30 protein-coding genes and 1 pseudogene are annotated in these 23,002 nt (G+C 24.9%); 13 read left to right on the top strand and 18 right to left on the bottom strand.

All coding sequences use genetic code 4. The features are described 5' to 3' along the window. The 6 genes from ACOBME_RS01380 to ACOBME_RS01355 form a co-directional block, all read left to right on the top strand. Positions 1–523, top strand: a 523-nt coding sequence (locus ACOBME_RS01380; protein ID WP_419334024.1) for a transposase, incomplete at its 5' end; no start/stop codon positions are given. A gap of 235 nt (positions 524–758) precedes the next feature. Next, entirely contained in the window at positions 759–1,097 is a 339-nt protein-coding gene (locus ACOBME_RS01375; RefSeq protein ID WP_338966254.1) for a hypothetical protein, read from the top strand. Continuing rightward, entirely contained in the window at positions 1,090–2,571 is a 1,482-nt protein-coding gene (locus tag ACOBME_RS01370; protein WP_338966257.1) for a PBSX family phage terminase large subunit, read from the top strand. The genes ACOBME_RS01375 and ACOBME_RS01370 overlap by 8 nt, the downstream gene beginning before the upstream one ends. Then, on the top strand, positions 2,571–2,849 hold the full coding sequence (locus tag ACOBME_RS01365) for a hypothetical protein (RefSeq protein ID WP_338963373.1): 279 nt from the start codon (positions 2,571–2,573) through the stop codon (positions 2,847–2,849). Before ACOBME_RS01370 ends, ACOBME_RS01365 begins: the two co-directional genes overlap by 1 nt. Next, a complete protein-coding gene (locus ACOBME_RS01360; protein WP_338966260.1) occupies positions 2,842–4,233 on the top strand; it encodes a hypothetical protein in 1,392 nt (463 codons plus the stop codon). Before ACOBME_RS01365 ends, ACOBME_RS01360 begins: the two co-directional genes overlap by 8 nt. Before the next feature lie 3 nt (positions 4,234–4,236). Next, complete coding sequence (locus ACOBME_RS01355) at positions 4,237–7,434, top strand: hypothetical protein (RefSeq protein ID WP_338966263.1); 3,198 nt, start codon at positions 4,237–4,239, stop codon at positions 7,432–7,434. Positions 7,435–7,463: 29 nt separating this feature from the next. On the opposite strand, the gene ACOBME_RS01350 is transcribed toward ACOBME_RS01355, so the two are convergent. Both ACOBME_RS01350 and ACOBME_RS01345 read right to left on the bottom strand, forming a co-directional pair. Continuing rightward, positions 7,464–7,988 (bottom strand): lipoprotein, encoded by a 525-nt coding sequence (locus ACOBME_RS01350; protein WP_338966265.1) that lies wholly within the window; start codon positions 7,986–7,988, stop codon positions 7,464–7,466. A 16-nt stretch (positions 7,989–8,004) separates the two neighbouring features. After that, positions 8,005–8,919: a hypothetical protein gene (locus ACOBME_RS01345; RefSeq protein ID WP_338963611.1), complete on the bottom strand. Its 915-nt coding sequence runs from the start codon at positions 8,917–8,919 to the stop codon at positions 8,005–8,007. Between the two features lie 310 nt (positions 8,920–9,229). On the opposite strand from ACOBME_RS01345, the gene ACOBME_RS01340 reads away from it, so the two are divergent. From ACOBME_RS01340 to ACOBME_RS01315, 6 genes are all read left to right on the top strand, one after another. Beyond that, the gene (locus ACOBME_RS01340) at positions 9,230–9,691 is read left to right on the top strand and encodes a hypothetical protein (RefSeq protein ID WP_338966267.1); all 462 of its coding nucleotides are present in this window, start codon (positions 9,230–9,232) and stop codon (positions 9,689–9,691) included. A 17-nt stretch (positions 9,692–9,708) separates the two neighbouring features. Next, on the top strand, positions 9,709–11,079 hold the full coding sequence (locus tag ACOBME_RS01335) for a hypothetical protein (protein WP_338966270.1): 1,371 nt from the start codon (positions 9,709–9,711) through the stop codon (positions 11,077–11,079). Between the two features lie 6 nt (positions 11,080–11,085). Beyond that, the gene (locus ACOBME_RS01330; RefSeq protein WP_338966273.1) at positions 11,086–12,024 is read left to right on the top strand and encodes a hypothetical protein; all 939 of its coding nucleotides are present in this window, start codon (positions 11,086–11,088) and stop codon (positions 12,022–12,024) included. After that, positions 12,014–13,192: a hypothetical protein gene (locus ACOBME_RS01325; protein WP_338966276.1), complete on the top strand. Its 1,179-nt coding sequence runs from the start codon at positions 12,014–12,016 to the stop codon at positions 13,190–13,192. The genes ACOBME_RS01330 and ACOBME_RS01325 overlap by 11 nt, the downstream gene beginning before the upstream one ends. 16 nt (positions 13,193–13,208) lie before the next feature. After that, a complete protein-coding gene (locus ACOBME_RS01320) occupies positions 13,209–13,835 on the top strand; it encodes a hypothetical protein (RefSeq protein ID WP_338966279.1) in 627 nt (208 codons plus the stop codon). A 73-nt stretch (positions 13,836–13,908) separates the two neighbouring features. Continuing rightward, positions 13,909–14,247, top strand: coding sequence for a hypothetical protein (locus tag ACOBME_RS01315; protein ID WP_338966281.1), 339 nt, complete (start codon positions 13,909–13,911; stop codon positions 14,245–14,247). A gap of 18 nt (positions 14,248–14,265) precedes the next feature. Here ACOBME_RS01315 and ACOBME_RS01310 read toward each other — a convergent pair whose 3' ends face one another. The 15 genes from ACOBME_RS01310 to ACOBME_RS01240 form a co-directional block, all read right to left on the bottom strand. Further along, on the bottom strand, positions 14,266–14,451 hold the full coding sequence (locus tag ACOBME_RS01310; RefSeq protein ID WP_338966284.1) for a hypothetical protein: 186 nt from the start codon (positions 14,449–14,451) through the stop codon (positions 14,266–14,268). Next, a complete protein-coding gene (locus tag ACOBME_RS01305) occupies positions 14,444–14,632 on the bottom strand; it encodes a hypothetical protein (RefSeq protein ID WP_338966287.1) in 189 nt (62 codons plus the stop codon). Before ACOBME_RS01305 ends, ACOBME_RS01310 begins: the two co-directional genes overlap by 8 nt. 4 nt (positions 14,633–14,636) lie before the next feature. Next, the gene (locus ACOBME_RS01300) at positions 14,637–15,131 is read right to left on the bottom strand and encodes a hypothetical protein (RefSeq protein WP_419334016.1); all 495 of its coding nucleotides are present in this window, start codon (positions 15,129–15,131) and stop codon (positions 14,637–14,639) included. Beyond that, positions 15,131–15,805, bottom strand: coding sequence for an ERF family protein (locus ACOBME_RS01295; RefSeq protein ID WP_338966293.1), 675 nt, complete (start codon positions 15,803–15,805; stop codon positions 15,131–15,133). Before ACOBME_RS01295 ends, ACOBME_RS01300 begins: the two co-directional genes overlap by 1 nt. Beyond that, positions 15,789–16,448 (bottom strand): hypothetical protein, encoded by a 660-nt coding sequence (locus tag ACOBME_RS01290; RefSeq protein ID WP_338966296.1) that lies wholly within the window; start codon positions 16,446–16,448, stop codon positions 15,789–15,791. Before ACOBME_RS01290 ends, ACOBME_RS01295 begins: the two co-directional genes overlap by 17 nt. Next, complete coding sequence (locus tag ACOBME_RS01285) at positions 16,426–16,848, bottom strand: single-stranded DNA-binding protein (RefSeq protein WP_338966298.1); 423 nt, start codon at positions 16,846–16,848, stop codon at positions 16,426–16,428. The genes ACOBME_RS01290 and ACOBME_RS01285 overlap by 23 nt, the downstream gene beginning before the upstream one ends. Then, positions 16,841–16,987: a hypothetical protein gene (locus ACOBME_RS01280; RefSeq protein ID WP_338966300.1), complete on the bottom strand. Its 147-nt coding sequence runs from the start codon at positions 16,985–16,987 to the stop codon at positions 16,841–16,843. Before ACOBME_RS01280 ends, ACOBME_RS01285 begins: the two co-directional genes overlap by 8 nt. A gap of 1 nt (position 16,988) precedes the next feature. After that, a complete protein-coding gene (locus tag ACOBME_RS01275; RefSeq protein ID WP_338966301.1) occupies positions 16,989–17,210 on the bottom strand; it encodes a hypothetical protein in 222 nt (73 codons plus the stop codon). Positions 17,211–17,716: 506 nt separating this feature from the next. Continuing rightward, complete coding sequence (locus tag ACOBME_RS01270; protein WP_338966303.1) at positions 17,717–17,956, bottom strand: hypothetical protein; 240 nt, start codon at positions 17,954–17,956, stop codon at positions 17,717–17,719. 348 nt (positions 17,957–18,304) lie between these two features. Next, on the bottom strand, positions 18,305–19,387 hold the full coding sequence (locus ACOBME_RS01265) for an alpha/beta hydrolase (RefSeq protein ID WP_338963253.1): 1,083 nt from the start codon (positions 19,385–19,387) through the stop codon (positions 18,305–18,307). A 4-nt stretch (positions 19,388–19,391) separates the two neighbouring features. Continuing rightward, a complete protein-coding gene (cdd, locus tag ACOBME_RS01260; RefSeq protein WP_338963254.1) occupies positions 19,392–19,787 on the bottom strand; it encodes a cytidine deaminase in 396 nt (131 codons plus the stop codon). A 14-nt stretch (positions 19,788–19,801) separates the two neighbouring features. After that, positions 19,802–20,230 (bottom strand): diacylglycerol kinase family protein, encoded by a 429-nt coding sequence (locus tag ACOBME_RS01255; protein WP_338963256.1) that lies wholly within the window; start codon positions 20,228–20,230, stop codon positions 19,802–19,804. A 27-nt stretch (positions 20,231–20,257) separates the two neighbouring features. Then, a complete protein-coding gene (gene ybeY / locus ACOBME_RS01250) occupies positions 20,258–20,734 on the bottom strand; it encodes an rRNA maturation RNase YbeY (RefSeq protein ID WP_040093790.1) in 477 nt (158 codons plus the stop codon). A 45-nt stretch (positions 20,735–20,779) separates the two neighbouring features. Continuing rightward, positions 20,780–21,109, bottom strand: coding sequence for a hypothetical protein (locus ACOBME_RS01245; RefSeq protein WP_232332382.1), 330 nt, complete (start codon positions 21,107–21,109; stop codon positions 20,780–20,782). Between the two features lie 40 nt (positions 21,110–21,149). Continuing rightward, entirely contained in the window at positions 21,150–21,506 is a 357-nt protein-coding gene (locus ACOBME_RS01240) for a P-loop NTPase family protein (RefSeq protein ID WP_419334010.1), read from the bottom strand. Between the two features lie 39 nt (positions 21,507–21,545). Here ACOBME_RS01240 and ACOBME_RS01235 point away from each other — a divergent pair, with 39 nt between their 5' ends. After that, the gene (locus ACOBME_RS01235) at positions 21,546–21,605 is read left to right on the top strand and encodes a hypothetical protein (protein WP_419334027.1); all 60 of its coding nucleotides are present in this window, start codon (positions 21,546–21,548) and stop codon (positions 21,603–21,605) included. Here ACOBME_RS01235 and ACOBME_RS01230 read toward each other — a convergent pair. Beyond that, positions 21,602–23,000, bottom strand: a pseudogene (locus ACOBME_RS01230) (cysteine peptidase family C39 domain-containing protein); the annotation flags it as partial. The gene ACOBME_RS01235 and the pseudogene ACOBME_RS01230 overlap by 4 nt on opposite strands. Positions 23,001–23,002 lie beyond the last annotated feature (2 nt).

The raw sequence follows: 23,002 nt of genomic DNA, 5'->3' as shown, positions 1-23,002 counted from the left end.
TAAAAAATTAAATGGTCAAATCCAAATGGATGAAACATTTATTAAAGAAATTCATAAAGGCAATTTTAAAGATAAATTTGATAAACGAAAAACTCATCTCGATCCATTTTCAACTGATACCAAATGCTGTATTCAAATGGCAGTTGATAGCAATAATAATATTTTTGTTCAATCCACCAATACCAAAAGATTACAAAAACAATGGATTATTGAAAATATGAATAAGCAACTAATTAAAGAAAAATCAATAATTATTTCTGATATGCAACCACTATATTTATTAGTAGCAAAACAAACAAATTCTACTCTATATTCCACCAAAACTAGTACAAACCCTGATACTAGTTATCAAAAGTTAAATAAGATTAGTAAATTACAATCCAGTCTTAAAGAAGCCTTAATTCATTATCATGGTTTGGGTTTCACTAATATTCAAAATTATTTAAAGCTCTGAAAATGAAAATACCAACACAAAGGTTTAACACCAAACCAACAATCAACGGTATTATATTTTAACGTTTAAAAAATTTAAAGCAAAATCATAATCTTACACAAAATTAGTTTTCAAATTGTCATATTGATGATTTTTTTTATTTCATCAAGAGTTTTCGACAAAATTAAAGCTTTTTTTTATTTTGATGTAAAATATAGATAATAAAAAAGAACTTGTGAGAGTTCTTTCATAGTTTTTATATACTCTTTTATTTAATCATATTCATTAAATAATAGCAATTTTAATATGCAAAAAGGAGTAAAAAATGGTAACTTTTAAGACTATTTCGCGTAAAACTAAGGAGTTTTTACGGCAAAAAGCGGACAAATTAAGCAATAAAAGAGCATATTTATATTATTTAAAACTACCATTTAATGATTGAAAAAATAAAGTTGATACAAAAACCGTTGATTTTATTAAGGATACGATAAATCAATTAGAAATAGAATTGGAATTAGCTTTATTAAATGACCAATATGGCGGGGGTAAGAAGATATATGTTGAGAAATATGTTAAAGATACAAATATAAATAATTCAAATATAGTTATTACTTTTGATAAAGAAGAATTACCAAAAATAAATGAGGTGATTAAAGATGCTTAAACATTTTTTACATTTAGATGAAATACCAAGATGATTTTATCAGCAAAATGTTCCTAATGCTCCTTGAAAAGAAATATATAATCCTGCTGATGAATATAATGAAATTGGATCACGGTTTAGTGCTAAAACATGGATGATTAAAGATAATCCGATTGGTAAATCATGTGCTATATCTTTATTAGTAAATAAACCAATATTTATTATTGCTGTTCAAAAAATGGGTAAAGATATTAGAAAAGGTGTTTTTGAAAATATACAAAATACTCTTAATGCTATGAATATTAATTATAAAGTTAATTTATCTGAGCATTCTTTTACTCTAGATAATGGTACTTATATTATTTGTAAAGGATTACATTCAACTACTAAAAGAGAAAAATTAAAAGCGTTTGCTGATTTAGAAAAATATGAATTTGCGATTGAATGAAGAGAAGAAGCAGACCAATTAACAAGAGAAGACATAAGTGAGTTAGATTATGCTGTTCGTGGTGCAAAAAGAAAGTTTATTATTAATTCATCAAATCCTGAAAGTTTAAAAAGATATATTATTGGATATTGTAATGAAATAATGCCATTTGATGAAGAATTAATGCGATTAAATTATGACCAAATAGGTAAATTTAAAATAAATTATTATGAAAAGAATGAGAAATTTACTAAAACAGTTATTATTCATTATTCTAGTTGAAGACTTAATAGTTATTTGGATAGTGATGTTAAAAGAAAGCAACTTATATTAGAAAAATTAGATCCTGAAAGAGCAAGAGTATGGAGTTGAGGATTACCTGGTAATACTAGTGGTTCAATCTTTGCAAGATATATTGATATTATGCAAGCAACAGATATTATTCAACCAACTAAATTATTAGGTGGTGTTGATTTAGCAAACTCTACTAGTCCTAAGGGACATACTACTGCTGCTAGTTTTTGATTGTATAATTCATTTAATAAAAAAGCATATAAAGTTGCTGAATATACACATTCAAATGCTACACAACAATTTAAAGGAACATTAGAACAAGTTAAAGATATTTTAGAGTTTTATAACAATCAATTAAATCAATATTTTAATTTAATACAACAAGGTATATCAATTAATGTTGATGACAGTGCTTATGCAACATTAGAAAGTTTAAATAGAGAAAAATATAATTATTCTTTTGGTCAATATATGCATTTTAAACCAGCGCAAAAGCAGAAATTTAAAATAAAGCATCGTATTGAAGCATTTACCATGTTAATAAATACTAATCAATTAAAATGATTATGAGAAAAATGTCCTGTAAGTAAAACCCAATATGAATTAATTCAATGAGAAGATAAACCTGATGTAAGAGAAGAACGAATGTTAGACTTATATGATGATACATTTGATAGTGATTTTTATGCTTTACACTTTGAATTAATACCAATGGTTAAACATAATAGTTCAGCAGATTATAAATTATGACAACAAAGGGAGTGAATAACTTAATGAAAAAAGATATTTATGTAATACACGATGAAAGAGTAATTAATGCAAAAAGACCATATATGTCTGTTTGTGGACAAGTTAAAAAAAGACTTTGTCAAGAATTAAAAAAAGATAATATCGCAATATGTAAATTAAATTTATATAACGAATATATTAAGAAATATCAAAAAGTTAAAGTATGTGTACAAGTTTTAGCAAATGAACCTAGTTTATTAACAGTAAATATTATTAATTATGCACTTATTTTAAAATTAAAGGAGCAAAATAACAATGAATAATACTTTTCCTAGTTTACCAAACTTAAATGATATTAATAGTGTTTTAAAATTTTATAATTATGATTGAACTATTAATTTAGCCAATATTATTGCTCGTCATCAAATGCGATTAGTTAATGGTAAAGATATTTTATTTAAGTCTCATCGTAAAGACATTTTAGAAAAATTAAATTGATGATATGAAACTTATAAAATAAAAGAAAAATTAGATAAAAATGAATTAACAGCAAGTTTAATGGGCAAAACTATTTTTGGTTTATTAGAAACATCAGATGGCAATATTGATTTATGAATTAATCCTTTTAACTTTACATCTCGTGTAAGTAAAATAAACGAAATTGAACAAGGTGCTGATATTTGATTAAATTATCATCAATCAGATAGTGGTTTTATTTTAAATTTAATTTGTACCAAAGATAAAATAGTTATTAAAGGTTGACCTAAAAATAATGAAGTAGTTGTTGGACAAAGTAAAACACAAATTAAAGATGATGTTAAACCTGTTTTAGTACAAGAATTTAAAAATAAATTAGGCGTAGTTCCTTTTTGAGAAATGATTAATGAACCTAATCCGTTATTTTTATCAACATCAACTACATTAAACCCATTACCTACAATGGCAAATTGTTATAAATTACAATTTGATTTAGAAGATAGTTTTAATATTAAATCAAAAGAAAGATGAGCAAATCGTACTCATTGATATGGAATATTAGATGATGATTTAATGACTGCTTATAACAAAGGTAATAAAAAAGTATTACAAGATGCTTTTGATGATATTTTTATTCAATCAGGTCAATCAGCCGTAGATGGTCAATTATCTCAATCTTTACAAGTAGTACAAGGAACACCAACCTTAGAAACATATACGGAAGACCAAAAAGCAATTATTGAACAAGTATATTTAGCATGTCATTTTTCTAGTCCTTTTGGTGATAAATCAGATAATGACCAAAATAAAACACAATCTTTATTAACTAAAACCAAAGATTTAGAAAAACAAGCATATTTACAAGCATATCGTAAGCAATATTATACAAAAGTGTTTGATACCGTTTTAAAATATTACGGTTTATGAGATGGTACTGGTGAAAGACCTTATGGTTTTGATTTTGTTAGTGCTAGTTTAGTAGATCAAATGCGACAAAATGAATTAATTACTGCTAGATTAGATAATGGCACAATGGAACCAATAAGAGCAATTACTGAATATGAAAATATTGATGAATTAGAAGCAGCAAAATATTTAGAAAAAATAGAAGCATGACAAGATAAAATGCAAGCCAAAGAAATAGAACATAATAATAAATTAATGGAATATGATGAAACTGGTAATAATCAAAATGCCTTACAAGGTAGAACAGAAATTAAGGAGAATTAAAAAATGAGTAGAATTAACCCAGGGGTTATCGAAGAATTACGAAGACAAGCCCATGATACTTTAATAGATATTAGAGAAAACATAAAAGACAATCGCCATTGAATGGTATTTCCTTTTAATGTTTATAGTTCATATATTCCTGATACTGAAACAGGTTGAAAACCTAATAATGCTAAACCAAGTGATTATGGTAGTTATTCACGCATATTTGATAATATGGAAAGTACTATTGCACAATGACAAGATAGTTTAAAAATAGTGCAAAAATATAAAGGTGAAGAAATTAATATATTAACGATTGATGATTTTAATAAACAACCAATTAATTCAACTATATGAGCAAATAATGAAACACCTTTTGCGATAAAATTAAAAGATGAAAATAATAATGTTTATTGAAAATTAATTGATGGTGAAAACATTTATGATATTAATAGAATGCTAGAATACTTAAAGCAATATAAATTAAGTTATTTTATGAATAATGATAATAAAGCAGATAACTTTTATACAAAAGAAGTTAAAGTTGGTAAATATTGAGATTCTTATATGATTGATGATAGAAGTTCAATTCAATTTGGCGATGCTAAATTTGAACAAGTATTTACTCAACAATCAACAGAACGACAATATACTTTATTAATTTTAGATGAAGATGCTGAGAAATTAAATATTAATGATTATTATAATTTTTATACTGTATTTAATGATCGTGGTTTAAATATTGGTGGTGGTGATATTAATTCTGCACCCCAAGATAGACAATGATTATATCCATCAAATGTTATTAATTATTATTCACCTTATGATGGTAGTTTTTTATGACAAGAAATTACCTTTTCAAGTATTAATGACAAAATTAGTAATAGTGGTTTGGCAGTACGACAATTTATTCAAACATCAGCACCAGGTGAAGGTTATTGTTTTCCTAAAATAACTTATGATGAAAAACTAAATAAAGGTATTGTTGAATTAGATGAAGTTTTATTAAAAGACCCAGGTGTTAGAGCAATGGCAGTTAAATTTTATGGTAATCCTATCTTTTTTGATATGCCAGTTATTGGCCGACCAATTATTAAAGGTGAATTTAATAAAAAAGTAATGAATTCAAGGGACTTGCTAATGTATAATATGTATCCTGCTGCTCCTGATAAAATAAATACTTATGCATCACCAGATGTAAGTTGATATAACATTCAAGGTATACAACCAACAATGATAACAGGATTTAAAGATTGAAAAGATAGTATGGAAGCAAGATATGATTTTTGAAATCAAAAAAATAGTGAGGGTATTGTTATAACTGACCCAACTACTACATCAGCAACTAATTCTAGTGTTGGTAGAAATATTCATACAGAAGATGATAATTCTAAGTTTTATTGGTCTAAAAACTGAAATATAACACCACCAAATAAAGTAAAAGTAAATAGTGGTAATGTTGATAATATAATTAGTACTCAAGCCTCATCATATTTTAGAAGAAAAGATGAATTTGGTAATACAGTTGGTCAAGTTCAATTTGAATATAATAAAATGGGTACATCTAATGTTTGAGATATTTTAAATATGAATAATTTTATTAATCGCCAAACAACCGTATTGCCTTTAAACTATACACAAAAATTAGTTTTTAATCCTTTTACGATACCGGGCGGAGTTGGTAAATTCTTAAACTTTATTTCGTTTGGTATTCCATGAGGGTGAGTAATTAATCAAGATGAAAAAACTTGACCTAATTTTCAATTTCTTAATGGTTTTATGAGTGCTAATATTTATAGTTTTTATAATGATGCATTTTGAGGTGATAGTGCACAAGGTAATGGATATTTACCATTTGAAATATTTAGAGAACAAGGTAATGATAAAGTTGGTGCTATCTTTGGAGCAAATGCTACTAGTTTAGGGTTTACAACTTTATTAACTGATAAATGTAAAGGTACTGTTTTAACTAACGATGGTAAACCAACAGAAGAATTAATTTATTCAACTTATAATCTAAAACAATTAAATCCTAAAACTAATCGAGTTTATTTAATTAATGAACAAACCAAAGCAGTTGATGCTCAAACACCAGTTAGTGATAGTGAAAAAGATAATGATTTAGAATTCTTACAAACACCAGATGGGACAAATTGTAGTTATATAATTGATATGTTTTCAATTCAAGCATTATATAAAGGTAATTTTGAAATTATCTTTTATGCTGATAATCCATATACTAATAATGAAGAAGATTATTTAAGATTATCAGTATGAAGTTTTAGAGGTAAAACAAAAAGCGTATTAAACAATTATTTACGCGATATGACAACTAATTATAAAACTAGTTTCTTATTACCACACGATTATGAAATACCAACATTTAATTACCCACAATATGTTCTCCCACCAGTACCTTATAACTATAAACCTTATACAAAAGATATCTGAGATGGTAAAACAGGGCAAACATTAAAAACCAAAATTACCGCACCAGCACAATGTAAAAATAACAAAATTGAATATTCACCAACTTTATTTCCTAATGATTTTAGTTATGGTTATTATGAAACTGAAATTGATTTAAGACAAATTGACCCAACAATTCAAAGTATAGATAAATTTATTAGTTCATATAAAACTATTGAAATAAGTAATCTTAATAATTTACAAGTTAGATGTTTGAAACCTGATATAGAAAGATTTATTAAAGACAGAAATGTTAATCTTTTAGGTGGTTCTAATGGTTGTAATTTAAATGGTGGCTTATTATCTAATATAACTTTACAAAAAACAGGATTAGAACAAAAAGATAATGTTAATTTTGATAATACAATAACTTTGTACACTGATAATATAACTAATCAAATTCAAACATTCTCTACTGCATATACTAATGGTTTACCAAGTGGATATTATCCAAATTTATATTTAACTGAACAAAATAATTGAAATATTATGTTTATACTTAGAATAACAAAATTATCTGATACTGATAAAGATAAAATTAAAGAAACATATTTACAAATATATTATACAAATGATATGAAATTAAAAATTAGATTTTCAAAAGTATTATTTGCTCAGTTATTATTGAATACTGGATTTGATTATTGTGGTAATGATAAAGATATAACAATAGACTTAAATGCTTTGGGTGTATTAAATATAGTAAATAATAGTGATAATCCTATTAAAATTACAATTAAACCAAGATAAAAGAAAAAGAGATGTAAAATCTCTTTTTTTTATTCACCTTTAACTTTTACATTACCTTTATCATCAATAATTAAATCAGGTATATTACTATTTAAATTTCAACGGTATACTGATTTAAAGTAAACTCCATTATCTATTTGCCAGGGTTTTATAGTTTTATACGAAGATTGTTGTTCACTAATTATAATATCAAAATTAGTTTCTGTTTTATGTTGTCCAATAAAAATATAGTATTTATCTTGGTCATCAAACTTATTATATCTTTGTTTTTCTGTATTTTGAAATTTAGCAATTCTTCAATTATTATTTTTATCACCACGCCATACTACATAATATCATTTATTATCAACAGTATTAAATGGTTTTTCTTGTGGTGCTGTTCATTCTAAATTGTCTTTAATTTCTTGGTTATTTGTTTTAATTTTGTTTTCTTTTTTTAATTGTGCTAATTCTTCGGGTGTATATTCATGTTGTGGTGTATTACAAGCAACTAAACTGGTTGTACTGGTTCCTATTAAAGTGATTGTTCCTAAAAGACTTAATATTTTTTTCATTTATTTTAAATCTTAACTATTTTTCAACATCTAAAAAAACAGTTGCTTCGCCAGTATAAATTGTTGAGTCACTTGAAAATACTGTAATCCTTTTTTCATTATTATTGTATAAATCATCAATAATATTTTTAATTCCTATCTTAGTTATATCTAATTGAGGATTTTTATCTTTTAAAAAATCTTTAATTTGTTGTTCGGTTAGTAATCCTTTTTCATTATTAATTTTAACTGTTCCTAAAATAGGATTTGAAATAATTTTAGATAATTCATTTATTTTATTTAAATTGTTATTTTCTAAATCTATAATTTTTATTCTATGAACGTTAATAATGTTATTTAAATCTTTTCAACCAAACCTAACAAAAATATCAGTACTACTAAATTCAATAATTGCTGATTGACTAAAATTTAGTCAATTAATTAATATAGCATTATTAGTATTATTTTTTACAAAGTAAACATTTTCATTATTTACAAAATATTTATTGTCTTTACTATCAATGCCTAAAAATCTAATATATTTTTCTTTAATTCCATATATTTTTTCAATTATTGATTTATATTTACCATTTTTTTCTATAGAATAGAAAACATTAACACCGTTATCAGTTTCTGAATTTAAATTATCTGATAAAACAGATTTATCAATTGAATATAAAACTTGTAGTGGTTCACCATAATTAAAAGTTTTATCACTCGAATTTAATGTTGCGCTTGACTCTTTAATATTTGTAATATTAATTTTATTTATATCTATGCTAGGATTTAGTTCTTTTAATTTATCTTTAATTTGTTGTTCTGTTGGCAAATCAGCACCATTAGTTTTAATTACTGCTTGATATCTTTGATTATAATTACTAGCGGCAATTGTTGTTGGGACAGCAGTTCCGCTAATAGTTAATACACTTAATAAACTAAGTAATTTTTTCATACTTGTATTTCTCCTTTTCTTATCTTGAAACTTTTTATCAAGATCTAACTGCATTATATATATATATATATATGTATACAAGCAAAATTATGAATTATGTAATAATTTTATTCTTAAAAATAATGCTTATTACGCGTTTTAATGACTAAATTAGTAATCAAATATATTAAGTTTAGTTATAATATATAAAAAGTATTGTATTAGTAAAATATTAGTATATAATTAAATTATAGGTTTAATCTTTTTCCATAAAAAAGAGTTTATGCTGACTTGTTAATCGGACAAGAATAAAAAAAGAGAGGTTTATAAAATGGCACTTACAAAAGAACAATTAATCGAACAAGGTTTAAGTGAAGAGATTGCAGAAAATATCTTAAATCAGTTTAATAATGAAGCAAAGCAAATTAGAGAAAGTGTGCAAAAACGCGAAGATGTTATATCAAAAGAAGATTTTATTAAATTATCTAATGAATTAGATGAATTAAAAGCATTTAAAGATATTCCATCTACTAAAATTGAAGATATTAAAACTAATTTAGATAAAGTTAGTGGTAATTCTTTAACTGAAAAAATGCAAACTTTAAAAGAATTAAAACCTGATTTGTTTGTTGAAGAACAACAATCAATTTCACCAACTAATTTTATTAAAGATATGATTGAAAAATCAACTGAAAATAAGAATGATGAAATTGAAACTATTAAAGAAAAAGGAGCATATACTCCTGATGAAATTAAAAAATTAACTGATTATACACTTAAAAACCTTAGATAATAAGGGAGTGAAATATTATGGCAACAATTAACTTGCCACAAGTACCTTTTACATTACAAGGTAACACAACAGGTCAAAAAGCCTATGTTGATATGGTTAATGCTTTATTGCGTGGACCTTTATATAATGAATATGCAAGTATTATGCAGTATGCTACTGCAACCGCAGAACAAGTTGCTTGATTACCTAATGCAGGACAAGCACTATATAATTTAACTCATCGTGTGGTATGACAAGATGATTATTCATTACCAAATGGTGGGGCAACTCAAACAATGGGATTAACAAGAATTCCAGTTCCGATTGATAAGAGATTTAATTTAAAATTAATGAATGAGGCTTTTGACTTAGCATTAATAGAACAAAATATTAAAAATGGTGTTATTGCTGATGCTATTTCTAGTGTTGTACAAAATAAATTTGTTAATTTAGAATGTGAATTAATTCAGGCTATTTATGATTATTGTTTAGCAGATGGTCAATATGAAGTAATTCCATTTCGTAGTTATACAGCTGAAAATGCTGATGATGCAAATAAAGCATTCTTTACATTAAATGAAACTTTGATTGAATTAACAAATCAAATTAGTAATTTATATTTTGGATTGCCAACTGATAAAATGTTTATGGTTTTAGGTCGAAGAGCCTATTTAGGTTTAACACCTGCTTATTTAAAAGTAATTGGGTCACAAGCCCAATTAAAAGCAATGGTTAATGGTGAATTATATGAAAATACCGCAATGGGTATTCCAGTATCTAAAAGTTTTCATTTAGAAAAAACATATACAAAAGGACAAGTTAACCGTGATAAAGGTTATAATTTTACTAATGTAAATGGTTTACTTATTAATAAACAAGTATGAGCATATCCAATTAATATGGATACTATTCAACAAGTTTTAGATAATGATACTGCTAACCCTAAATGAATTGGTAAAGTTCAATATGCAACACCAACAATTTTATATCCTAAAACATGCAAAATTATTTTAGAAAAAGCACCTACACAAGAAGAAATTAATACTGCTAAAAGTAATCTAAATAAAACTTTTAGAGTGCCAGTTGATTATGTATTCTCATCATCAACTCCCAGTAAAATTAATATCAGTGGAATTATTAAAATAGATAAACCAACTATTCATGTTGCAGACCCAACACAAGCAACACAAGAACAGTTAAAACCACAATTTAAAAATGTTGTTTTAAAAGCAGTAAAAGCAATAGATAGTTCTTTAACTGAAAATGATTTTGATTATTTTATTGAAAGTAAAGGTGAAGATTGACCAATAAATATTACAAAAGATAAAACTGTTGAAGTTCAAATTGAAGGTAAAAACAACGCTACTGGTCAAACAAATACAATTGATGTTGTAATTAAAAATTCTTAATAAACAATGAATTTACTAATATTACGAGTTTTAACTTTATTAGTATCTAATTTAGAAAATAAACCTTTAATAAGTAAATTTGTAAATTTAATTAATAGAGTTAATAAAGTTCAAAATAAAATATTAAAGCCAATTAATTATATTACTGATAAATATAATAAAATTACAAGTAAAGTTGAAGATATTTATCAGTGATTAAATCCATTTACTTATTTAGATTTAATTAAAAAAGGTCATAAAAAAGAAATACAACAAATATTAAGTCAATTAGAAAAGGATAATAATATTAAAAATAGAGAACAATTTAAAAATGAAAATTATTTAAATACTAATTGACAACCATTAAATAGTAGTTGACTTGATAGTGGTATGTTTAATATTACAAATAAATTAACTTTAACAGGTAATTTAACTATTTTAATATATACAAAAACAGCAAAACATCCAAAATTTTATGGACCTTATGTTTATCCTAGTGTTCCAGTTGAAATTTGAAAATTATTAAGTAATGCTGTATCTAATGCGGGGACTTTATTTTGGCGTTATTGATTAAGAAAATGATTACCTAGTCATTTAAGAAATTATATTAAAAAACGATTACCACAAGCATTAAAAGAAAAATATCCCAAAGGAACTACTAAATTAACATTACCAACAGTTCAAAAATTACAACAAATTAAAAAGTTTATTAATAATTTAAAGATTGGGCATTTTAATTTTAATTTTGCTGGTGGAATTAATAATAAAAAATGGTATCGTGAACGCCGAAGTGATGTTAAAAATATTAAGAATTTATATAAAACACCAGTTAAAAATATGTTTTACAAAACTAATCAAACTATTAAAACAATTAAGAAAACAAAAACAAGAGTTAATAGTTATAAACCATCTAATTTAAAAAATAAATATCGTAATCAATTAAGAGGTGTATTATATGGAAAATAATTTAAGTAATTTATTATTTATAACAGTTGAAGATGTTAAAGAAAGTAAACTTTGACAACCTATTAATGATAGAAAACAATCTGCTTATAATGATAATTTAATTTATAATGCTATTTTAAAAACTAGTTTATGAATGGATAGATTATCAGGTGGGACAATTTCAGATAAAATAAATAAAAAAGATTTATTTCCATGAGTAAAAAAAGATAATACTGTTTTAATTGAATATGATAAATGATTAAGTTATATTCAATCTGCTTGTTTATTAGCAGTTATTAATTGATATTTACCTAAAGGAGTTAATGATTTAACTGGTAGTGCTTCATTTTCACAAGGTGGAGTTGCTTATTCACAAACTAATGACCCTGAGGCAAATGAAAATATTACTCGTGATGTTAAAAATGCTTTAAAATTAGCAGGTGAAATAATTGATATTATATCTAGTAAAACAGTATCTAGACCTTATAATTATAGTTTAGATAATTATGCTCATCCATGAGAAGAAGAATATAAACATATTAGTAAAAAAACTTTTTATCCAACATTATTATTTTGATTAAAAGAACGATTACAAACAGATAATTCAATAAATATTACTTATCCAACTATTAATGACTTTTCTAAAATTGATTATAACGAGTATATTAAATTAATAGTTCCGTTTGATAATGATACTATTTATTATGAAAATAATGTTTGAAAAGCAAAACAAGGTTCAAGTGTAGAAACACCAATTGACAATAAAACTATTATTAAAAATGAACAACAACAATTAATGGTATCAGATGCTAAACAAGATAAATTAATAAGTGGAACAAACATTAAAACTATTAATGGTAATTCATTATTAGGGAGTGGTAATATTTCTATTAGTGGTGATAGTTGAGAATTAATTAATTATCCAGAAGCAAACGAAAAATTAACATTTAAAATTCCAGATTATAATTTAACAAAATATTACTATAAAATATCAATTTCAATAACAGATTATGCATCTGCTAATAAATTTGTAACATATTATTTTGAAACAATATCACAAAAATCAATATTTTCATTTTTAGCAGATAATTCTTATAAAAGAATAACAATTAAGCAAGATGGCTCAATTTCAAATGATACAAATAATATTTCTATTAAAGATTTAACAATTAAAAGAAAATTAATTTAGAAAGGATTTTTAATTAATGAAACAAAATAAAACAACTTGATTAAAGGGTGCCCTACCTTGAAATTGATTTAAAAAAGACCCTATTCCGACTTATAATTGAACCCATAAAGATATTAGAGAATGAGAAAGAAAATATAAAATTCGTAGTTGAGTAGTTAGTTTTTATACATTGATATTTTTAGCATTAAATTGTTGATTAGAATATGGCATGATCAATGCAATAAAAGATAATATTAATTGATATAATTATGGTCAATATTGAGGTAATGGAATTGCTATTTTATTAACACCTTTATTTACACACGGAATTCAGGGTATATTTGTTGCTAGTAGTAAACCCAAAGTAGATATGAAAATTGATATTCCACGATTAAAAATATCTAAAATGGGATTAGTATTTACAATTTTACCTTTAATTACTTTAATAATTTCTTTAATTATTATTTGAATTGATAAATCAAAATGAAAAAAAGACCATTTAAGACATTGTTTAGATTGTCGGATTAATTCTCGTGTTATTCAACCACGAATAGCAAAACAATGAAATAATTTAGATGGTATAACAGAAGAAATATTTAAAAATATGCAAGATGAATATACTAAAAAACAAGAAGAAAATAACAAAGAATTAAATTTAAAATAAACTATATATAGGGGCGGTTGATATTTTTGGGTGGTTATATAGTTTAATTTATAAATTATTTTGTTCTGAAAGAATGGATGGCCACTGTTTGAGTAAGGATAAGAAAGGAAATAAAGAAATGGAAATTAGTAATGAAATAGTAATTGCTTTACTTGTATTAGCGGGTGCTGGTGGAATGGGTAGTCTTGGTATTCTTGGATTATCTGCTAAAAAAATTAAAAAATATAAAGCAGAAATTAGAGAATTAAGAACTGCTGTTATTGCTCACGAAAAACATTTACGAGGACCTGATTATGCAACAGAATTAGCATTAAAAACAGGTCAAATTAAAAATGTAAAAAAACAAGTTAAAGTAAACGATAAAAAACAACAACAAAAAGATGCTATTAGACAACTAACAAATAGTATTTAAAAAAATAACCTTAATTGGTTATTTTTTATTTGTTTTTAAGATAATTAAATTCTTTTCACCATATGTTTTAATTAAATATTCTCAGTCTCAGGTTGAATTAATATTTACATCTTCAACATCAGTACCAGTTATATATTCGCCAAGGGGAGTTTTACAAGGGCGATTACCTTGTTCTGAACTATAACATAAAATATATTTATTCATTATCTTTATCTCCTTTATCATGTGTTATATAAAAGTTAATAAGATATTCTATTTTTTGAGAATAAGTACTAAAATTTAATTCATTTCAAACTTTTTCTTCGTTTTTATTTAAGTAAATATTAACATTCCTAATTTTGCAAGAATAATATTTTCCAGTTTTTTGATTATATGAATGTTTCATAATATTAACTCTCATAATTAGCAATAATAATGGCATCTCGGATATGATTACTTATTTTTTCATTATTATATTTTCAACCTTTACCATATTCATAAGTTAAATTAGTATCTTTTTCATATTTTCATACAGAACTATCATTATATTTACTTAAATTTTCCATATTTTTAACAACTGATTTAGTATATTTAGGTGATATCCAATTAATAATTTCATCACGGTCTTTATCAATTGCTCCTAATAATCTTAATAAATCATCTCTATCTTTTGAACCATTTGCATTTGTATATAAGCAATTTTCAATATTAAAAATAAAATCTTCTAATTGTTGTTTATTATCCAAACGAAATGAATTGTAAAACGATAAATTATTGTCAATAAATTTATAGTGGTCTTTTCAATCGTTATTTATAAATTCTTTCTCATGTAATAAAATACTATCTTCATAAACAACAATAGCAGTAGTACCTGTTCCTGATGGGTCAATACCTATTTTTATCATTATCTTAAAAATCTTTCTTTAAATTGATAATAAAAATCTTCGCTTTGTTTTCTAATTATAACTGGTGATAATTTTTCAACATTTAATTCTTCTTTTATTCAATTTTTACCTTTTGAAATAATATCTTGTTCTATTTTTGTATTTGTAATAAAATTTTTAATATTATTAAAATGCTCTTCCCTCATTCAATTTGAATTTAAATTATTAATTTGTTGCTTATTAGTTTCTTTAATAACTTGATTACTATTTTCTTTACTTATTTCAGTACTATCAGGGTCTAATTCATCAGTTGCTATACCAAATGTCTTACACAATCAATAACGAGCACCATATGTTAAAGCACTACCAACTGCTTTTGCAATATCTGAATTTTGTGCTGATAAAATAATTTCTAATTCTAATTTTTCATCATTTTTATAAAGTGTTAATAAACCTTTTGAATAATAATTTACCATTTTATCATTATTAATAAATGTTGGTTCACCAACTGCTTGAATTGTATAAGTTATATGATGCTCTTTTAATTGTGGTTTTAAAGTTTGATATAAATCACTTTCAGTAAAATAATTATATTTATTAAAATCATTCCTTGCATTTTTACCAACAAAAATATTTATATTAGATTGAATTTCACCAATACTTGCTATTAATGTTTTTTTAGTTTCTTGTTGCATTTTCTCATTCCTCTCTTTCTTGTCATATTAAAATGGCTTCTTTAATTTGTTCTAAATCTTGTTTAGTAATATTAACTTTTTCTTTAATTACTATTTTTAATTTTGGATTAATAATTATTATTAATATTTTTTTACTATCTATACAAAAATCTTTTTCTAATAAATAATAAAGTTTTAATTGTCAAATATAGCGTTTAATATCTGTTTTTTCATTAGAACTAGTAATTTTTCAATCACATATTATATATTCATTATCTATTGTTATGCCAATAAAATCAGTTGTACCACATAATAAAGGATGATAATATGTTTTTTCAGTTTCATAATGTTTAAATTTAATATTTTTAAAAGTTTCTTGATATAATTTTGTAAAATTTTTAAATAATTCACGATGAGATTTTATATCACAATCAATAAATTCAATTAATTCATCATCAAAATTATTTTTTATTCAACAATCAATCATATTATGTAAACATATTCCACGAGTTTGTGCTAATTTTAAAATATTCTCATCAATTTGTGAAAAATCTTTTGGCACTAAAATATTAACAATTTGACTTACACTTGGTATTAAAATACTATATTTATGTAAATCTTCATTATAAATATATAGTGGTTTAATCTCATTTGATTGCATCATTATCACCAAATAATTCTTTAATATCTTCTGAACTATAATTTATTTGTTCATCTGCAATTATTTCTTGTGGTTTTTCTGATAATAATATATCTTTTTTAAAATCATTATTTGTATGTAAAAATTCATAATTAGATACTTGAACTATTCATTGTATTTTATTATTTTTATCTTTAAAAGATTGTAAAATACCATTAATTGCAATTTGACTACCTTTTTGGCAATATTTTTGTAAAACTATTGCTTGCTTATTTCAAACTTGACAAGGTATAAAATCAGTTTCTTTTTGTGTTGAATATGGGCGAGTTACTGCTAATTGAAATATGGCATATTCTTTTCCACTTTGTGTTTTTTTAATTTCTATATTCTTTGTTGTTCTACCAATTCCAATAAATTTATTCATTATTATATTCCTCTAATTCCATTTCTTCAATTAAATTATCAATATACTCATAAGCACTTTCTTCTGAATAACATTCTTCTAATGCTAAATTAAATAAGTCTTCTTCGGTATAAACATAACCATTTTCATCTTTTCACATATTAATTTACCTCATTCTTTGCTATTAATATTTCTATTAATTTTCTTCCTTTTTGTTCTTTAATATCAAAATAACTTATTTCTTGATTTAATAAATGTGCTTCTTCATTTTTAATTAAATTAATATCATCATTAATATTTTCTTTTTGCCCTGTTTTATTATCAAATATATTAATACAAAAATCATTGTACATATATATTGATATTAGATTTTTGATTGTCATATTTACCTCCTATTTTTAACTCGCTGGCACTCACTCCCAAGTGAAAGTGCCAAAGCGAGAGTTAGTTATATAATTAAGTATTTATCTATTTATTTACTACGCCATCCGCTTCACTGCGGGTGAGCGGTGGCGGTATGTTTTATTGTTTAATGTTTAATAATCGACAGTTGTTTTTATAAGATAATGCCAGAGAATTCTCTCTCTTCATCCGCACCATTTCAGGTCAAAGCGTTCAGTTTTTAAAATAAATTCACTTGCACCTTGAAGAGCCTAATGCTGACTTTGTGGTTTTTAAATCGCTGTCACTTCTAAGAAGTAATATCTATCGCAAATTTATTTATAAAGTGGCCATCTCAATATTTATTGTCGTTTGATGTTGACCTCGCACTTATCACGACTATCGCTTGTTAAAGCGTCTATTATTTCCGGACTGATTACCGCTGGGCTAGACCGCCTCCTGTGGAATAAAAACACTTAGTTATTTAAAATAACCGTCCCACACTGCATTAAGTTGTTTTATAAAATCAAAGTTTAAAAGAACCAGTTTCATAATCAAAGATAATTTTTGAATTTTCTAGTTTTTGATAAAACTGTTTTTGTGTTTTATCTTTTACTTTATTCAATAAATTTCTATGTTTTTCACAAGTTCATAAAACTTTATTTGATACAAATTCTTCGGTAATGAATGATATTGCTTTATAGCAGTTATCAATATCGCAAATTTGTTGTTGCTTATTAATTTTCATTACTTACTCCTTCCTTTTTATTAAGTTTTTTTATTAGCAAATTAATTAACTGAAACAGAGAAAGGACAACACCTTAAATTAGAAGAAAAACAGGTACACTTTTGTAAAGATTTCTAAGATATTTAATAAATGTGTAAACAACTTAAAGAGGGTATCAAAAAGTTGTTATAGTTTTTTTGTAAATATTTAAGATACTGTCCTTTCTCTGAATCAATTAATAATTTTGGTTTTACAAATAAAAAAACCATTTTAGTAAATGGTTTATTATTCTTATTCAATTTCCGAGTTTTTTTCCAAAACCCTTATTTTATTTATGCGACCGATAAATAACATTTTAGTTATTTATCACTATTTTCGTTTTGCATTAGTAATAAATTCTGTTATGGTTGCTAAATAGTGTGGCGTATTATAATAAATGCCCCGCACATGATCACAATTGAAAACAACCCGACTACTAATTTTTTTGCGTTCATAGCTTCGTTTGTTTTGATAAGCTTCGCGCCCCATTACATAGGGGGTTGCGTGGTCTTTTTTATTTAATAGATATAAAACTGGTAATTTTGCTAACTGTTCTAAATTTTCGCCAGGATTAATTTGTTCAGGATCATAACCCCGCGTATCAATCGCATAACGCCGAATAGCATAATAATGCTCATAGTAATTAACCTTAATCTTTAACATATAATAACGATATAAAGCATTTAAATTACTAATTGTTGAATCTAAAATTGTACTTTTAATTAACTTGTTTTTAACAAATGCTAATTTTAAATATTCCATAATTACAAAAGTTCCCATTGACCAGCCATGAAAGTTAAGTTCTTTTAATTTTGGGTCAATCGTTGTTTGCAAGAAATTAACAACGGCTGCTAAATCATGTTTTTCATAATATCCCATTGTTGTTATTTTTGTTGTTGATTCACCATGATTTCGTTGATCAAAAACAAGAATATTATAACCTGGGCGTAAATAGATTAAACCAAAAAAGATTGCCCGAAATTTATGTGAATTAAGGCCATGTACGACCACCACTCATTTTTTATTATTATCATTTTTTACTCATGACCGAATGCTAATCGCCTTTAAAAGAACATCTTCATAACCATGAATGTCATATTCTTGTAAATCTCATTTTTGTTCTAATTCAGCTGGGGTTAATGCCATTTCCTCAATTCGTAATCGTTTTGTTAAATCAGTAATATATTTTTTACAATATGCTTCTAAATCATTAGTTTTCTTTCATCAAGTTTGATGTGTTAATAAAATTCGTTTATCATGAAAAGCATAAAATAATTTAATATAAAGGGCATTATTACTCATATAATCTTTTAAATGTTCATCATCAACGATGCGATAACTATGGTCCGTAATTAATTCACGACCACGGGCTAAATCATATAAATCTAATTCTTCATCATATTTTTTCGCCATAATCTTATTGCAAATCCTCTTTTGTAAAGCCATATGGTAATAAATCACCAATTGTTACAACATATGATCCTCCCTTTTTATTATAAATTTCTAGCGGAACATCATGGTCAATTAATTCTCATAAAAATTGTCGACACATTCCACATGGTGAACCTTTTTGGTTACTATCGGTATATAAAAAGAGTTTCTTAATGTCTGCTTTTCGATAACCTAAAGTATAAACTTGTGCTAAACATGTTCGTTCTGCACACAGTACCACCGAATAAGCAGCATTTTCAATATTAACACCATTTACTTCTGTTCCATCTTTTAAAACACAAATTGCACTAACATGAAAGTTGGAATATGGAGCATACGCTTTTGTACTTAATGATTTTAATTTTTCAAAATAATTTGCCATTTTTCTAACTCCTTTTAACTAATTTTTAAATATAATTTAATAACATCAACCAGTGGTGGTAACATAATTAATAGTCCAATTGCAATTGCTAAAATTGAATTAATTAAGGTTGCTGCTGCACAAATATCTTTAATTTTTTTAGCTTTAATATTATATTCAAATGATAATAAATCAACAAAGTTTTCAACCATTGTATTAATTAATTCAAACCCAATTACAATCCCAATTGTTAATAATAAGATTGCTCATTGTACATAACTAAACTCATGCGGAACCATTTTTTGTAATCAAATTCCTAACCCAATCACAACCAATGATACAATAATATGAATGATTAAACTTGACTCTTCTTTAATTGCGGTATAAATTCCACGAAAAGCATTTGAAAACTTGTTACGTAGTTTAAAAAATATCTTTTTCTTTGCTGGTGATCCTTTTGCCATTGTTTCTATCCCTTTCTGTTCCTCTTCTTATTCTATTGGAATTCGGTGAATTTGTAAATCATTTAGAACTTTTCGTTGTAAATTAAACATTGTTTCTTCTTCAGCTGGTGTTTGATGATCATAGCCTAAAATATGGAGCATTCCGTGAGTAAATAAAAAGGCAAATTCACGGCGCGCTGAATGATTATATGTTTGTGCTTGTTCTAACGCTTTTTCATAACAAATAAAAACATCTCCCAAACTACGTAATCCTGTTAATTGCAACAAATCAACACTATTTTCTTCCTCTAAAGCAAATGTAATAACATCTGCAACATAATCTTTTTGGCGATATTTTTGATTTAACGCTAATTGTTCTTTTGCATCAACAATAATCAATGATAATTCCAATGGATCAGTAATATTTGATATTGTTTTAATTTTCTGAAAAATTGCCATAAAATCAGTTTGATATGGTTTAATATCAAATTTTGTTTCATTATAAATTGCAAAATCATCTTTCATTACCATATCTTGACCCCTAACACTTTCTTGTTTTATTATAACAAATTAAATGATTATCTTCAGTAAATAATCTAATGTTGTTTGTTGGCCCAAATAAATTTTCGCTGGTAAATATCAAAAATCAACATTAAAATCGGTTTGGTCTAAAATTAAATAGTAGTTATTCTCTCATTTAATTTGGACAATCATTTCTTGCCAATAATTTTGAACAAAATATTCTAATTTAACTTCTTTAATTGCCTTTTCAACTCGTGATATTTCTTTTGGCACAAAAACATAATTTAATTCTTCCGTACTGCTTTTTAAAATTGTTAAATAACCATCATAATACAGTTGAAGGGGATAATAAGCAAGTAAAACAAAAAAAGAAATCAAAAAGCAACAACAAGTTAACATTAAAATAATAACTTTTTTATTAATTATCAGCCCCTATTAAATTAAGTTTAGTTAAATCAATCACATTTACAAAAAATTGTTCAACAAGATGATCATGACCAGCGTAAATAATCATTTGTTCAGATTTTAAAGTAAATAATAATTTTAATAAAATCATTTTACTTTCATAATCAACATTGCTCAAAACTTCATCAATAAGATAAACATCACACGATTGTAACAATGCTAAAACTTGATAGTTACAATTCTGCTGAAAATTAATAATGTTATCATAAACACTATCAGTAAATAAAAAATCATTTTGATGAAACAATAATATTTTTGTTCGGATTGCTTCTTCACTAAACATCGTTAAATCAAACTGACCATTAAGCATTTTTTTATTAAAGGACGTAGTGGCTCTGGGAAGACAACTTTGTTAGAAATCTTAGCAAAATTACGACCAGTTTCAGGTGGGGAAGTAATGATTTTGTAAAGTTAATGTTATTTTTTTTAAAATAAAAGTATCATTAAGAAGATAATTTAAGTCTGTAATGGTAAAAGATTTGATTGCTGGTAAAGTTAACTGCTTTTGTTTTTGTTTTTGTTCTGGAAATAATAAACATACTGTTTGTTGAAAAGCCTTTTCTAATTTTCCTTTTTCAACAATTAACCCAGACAATTGCGTTGTAAAATCATTAATAAAACTAGTTAAGGCACTATAAAACATTAAATTACCAATTGTTAAACCTTGTTTTGTAATAAAACTAACTGCTAAATAGAAAATTAAAAAGGTAGCAAGCTGTGAAATAAAGGCTAAAATCAACCTTTGAATAATATTATTTTTTTGAAGACCATAAGTTTCTATTAAAAAAGTTGTAAGTTTTTTTGTTCATTGATAATTAAAATATCCTTCCAAATGACGACTCTTCTGAAATTTAAAACTTTGATATAACTCTAAAGTAACATTTTCAAAATTTAATCCCTGTTGATACCATCGGTGGTATCAAAACTTATTAATTTGTAAAAATAAAAATGATAGAAAAAAATAATAACATTTTCTAATAAAACAATTGCTAAAATTAAAGCATTTAAATTAAGTAAAAAAATAACCCCAATAATTAACATTAGAAAACTAAAAAGCAGTTGTGGAAAAGTTGTTCCTAAAAAAGTTGCTAAAATAATAATATATTCGTTTTGTTATTTTTTGTTGAAACTGTGCAAGAATTTTTTGAAAAAAATAGCTAAAAAGAACTCGAAAACAATAAATAATTAAAAAAATTACAAAGAAAATCACTACTTCTTGATGAAAAGTTGTTGTTAACCGATCAAAATAAACTTTAATAAAACTTTTACCAAATAATATTAAAAAATTTACAACAACACTAAAAAACACAGTTCAGCATAAAAATCCCGTTTGTTCTTTTAAAAAAAGAAAAATTAAATAAAAGGTTTTTGTTTTATAAGTAAACTTTTTTCTTTTCTTCGTGAAAATAATTACTGCTTGAAATTTCATCATAAAATCATTAATTAAAACTCATCGTCCTTTCTCAGCACTAGGATCAGCAACAAAAAAGCGGTTTCCCCGACGATGATAAATAACAACATAATGATAATAACCAGTTTCATTTAAAACATAAGCAATTAAGGGTTGTTCAAAATTTAAGGTTAATAATTCTTGTTTATTAATTTCAAAAGCGGTTAAAACTAAGTTATATTCATTTGCAATTTGACTTAAACTATAAACACTTAACGCTCCTTGATAATTTTGAAAATGATGTTTTATTTCATTAATTGTTAATTTTTGGTGATAATAATACTCAATTAACATTGTTAAACAAGCATAACCACAATCATCACTTTGTTCTTGTTTTACAAAAGGATACCACATAA

The organism is Spiroplasma endosymbiont of Sarcophaga variegata, assembly GCF_965178695.1.
Lineage (GTDB): Bacteria > Bacillota_I > Bacilli_A > Mycoplasmatales > Mycoplasmataceae > Spiroplasma > Spiroplasma poulsonii.
This window is presented reverse-complemented; position numbering and strand designations above follow the sequence as displayed.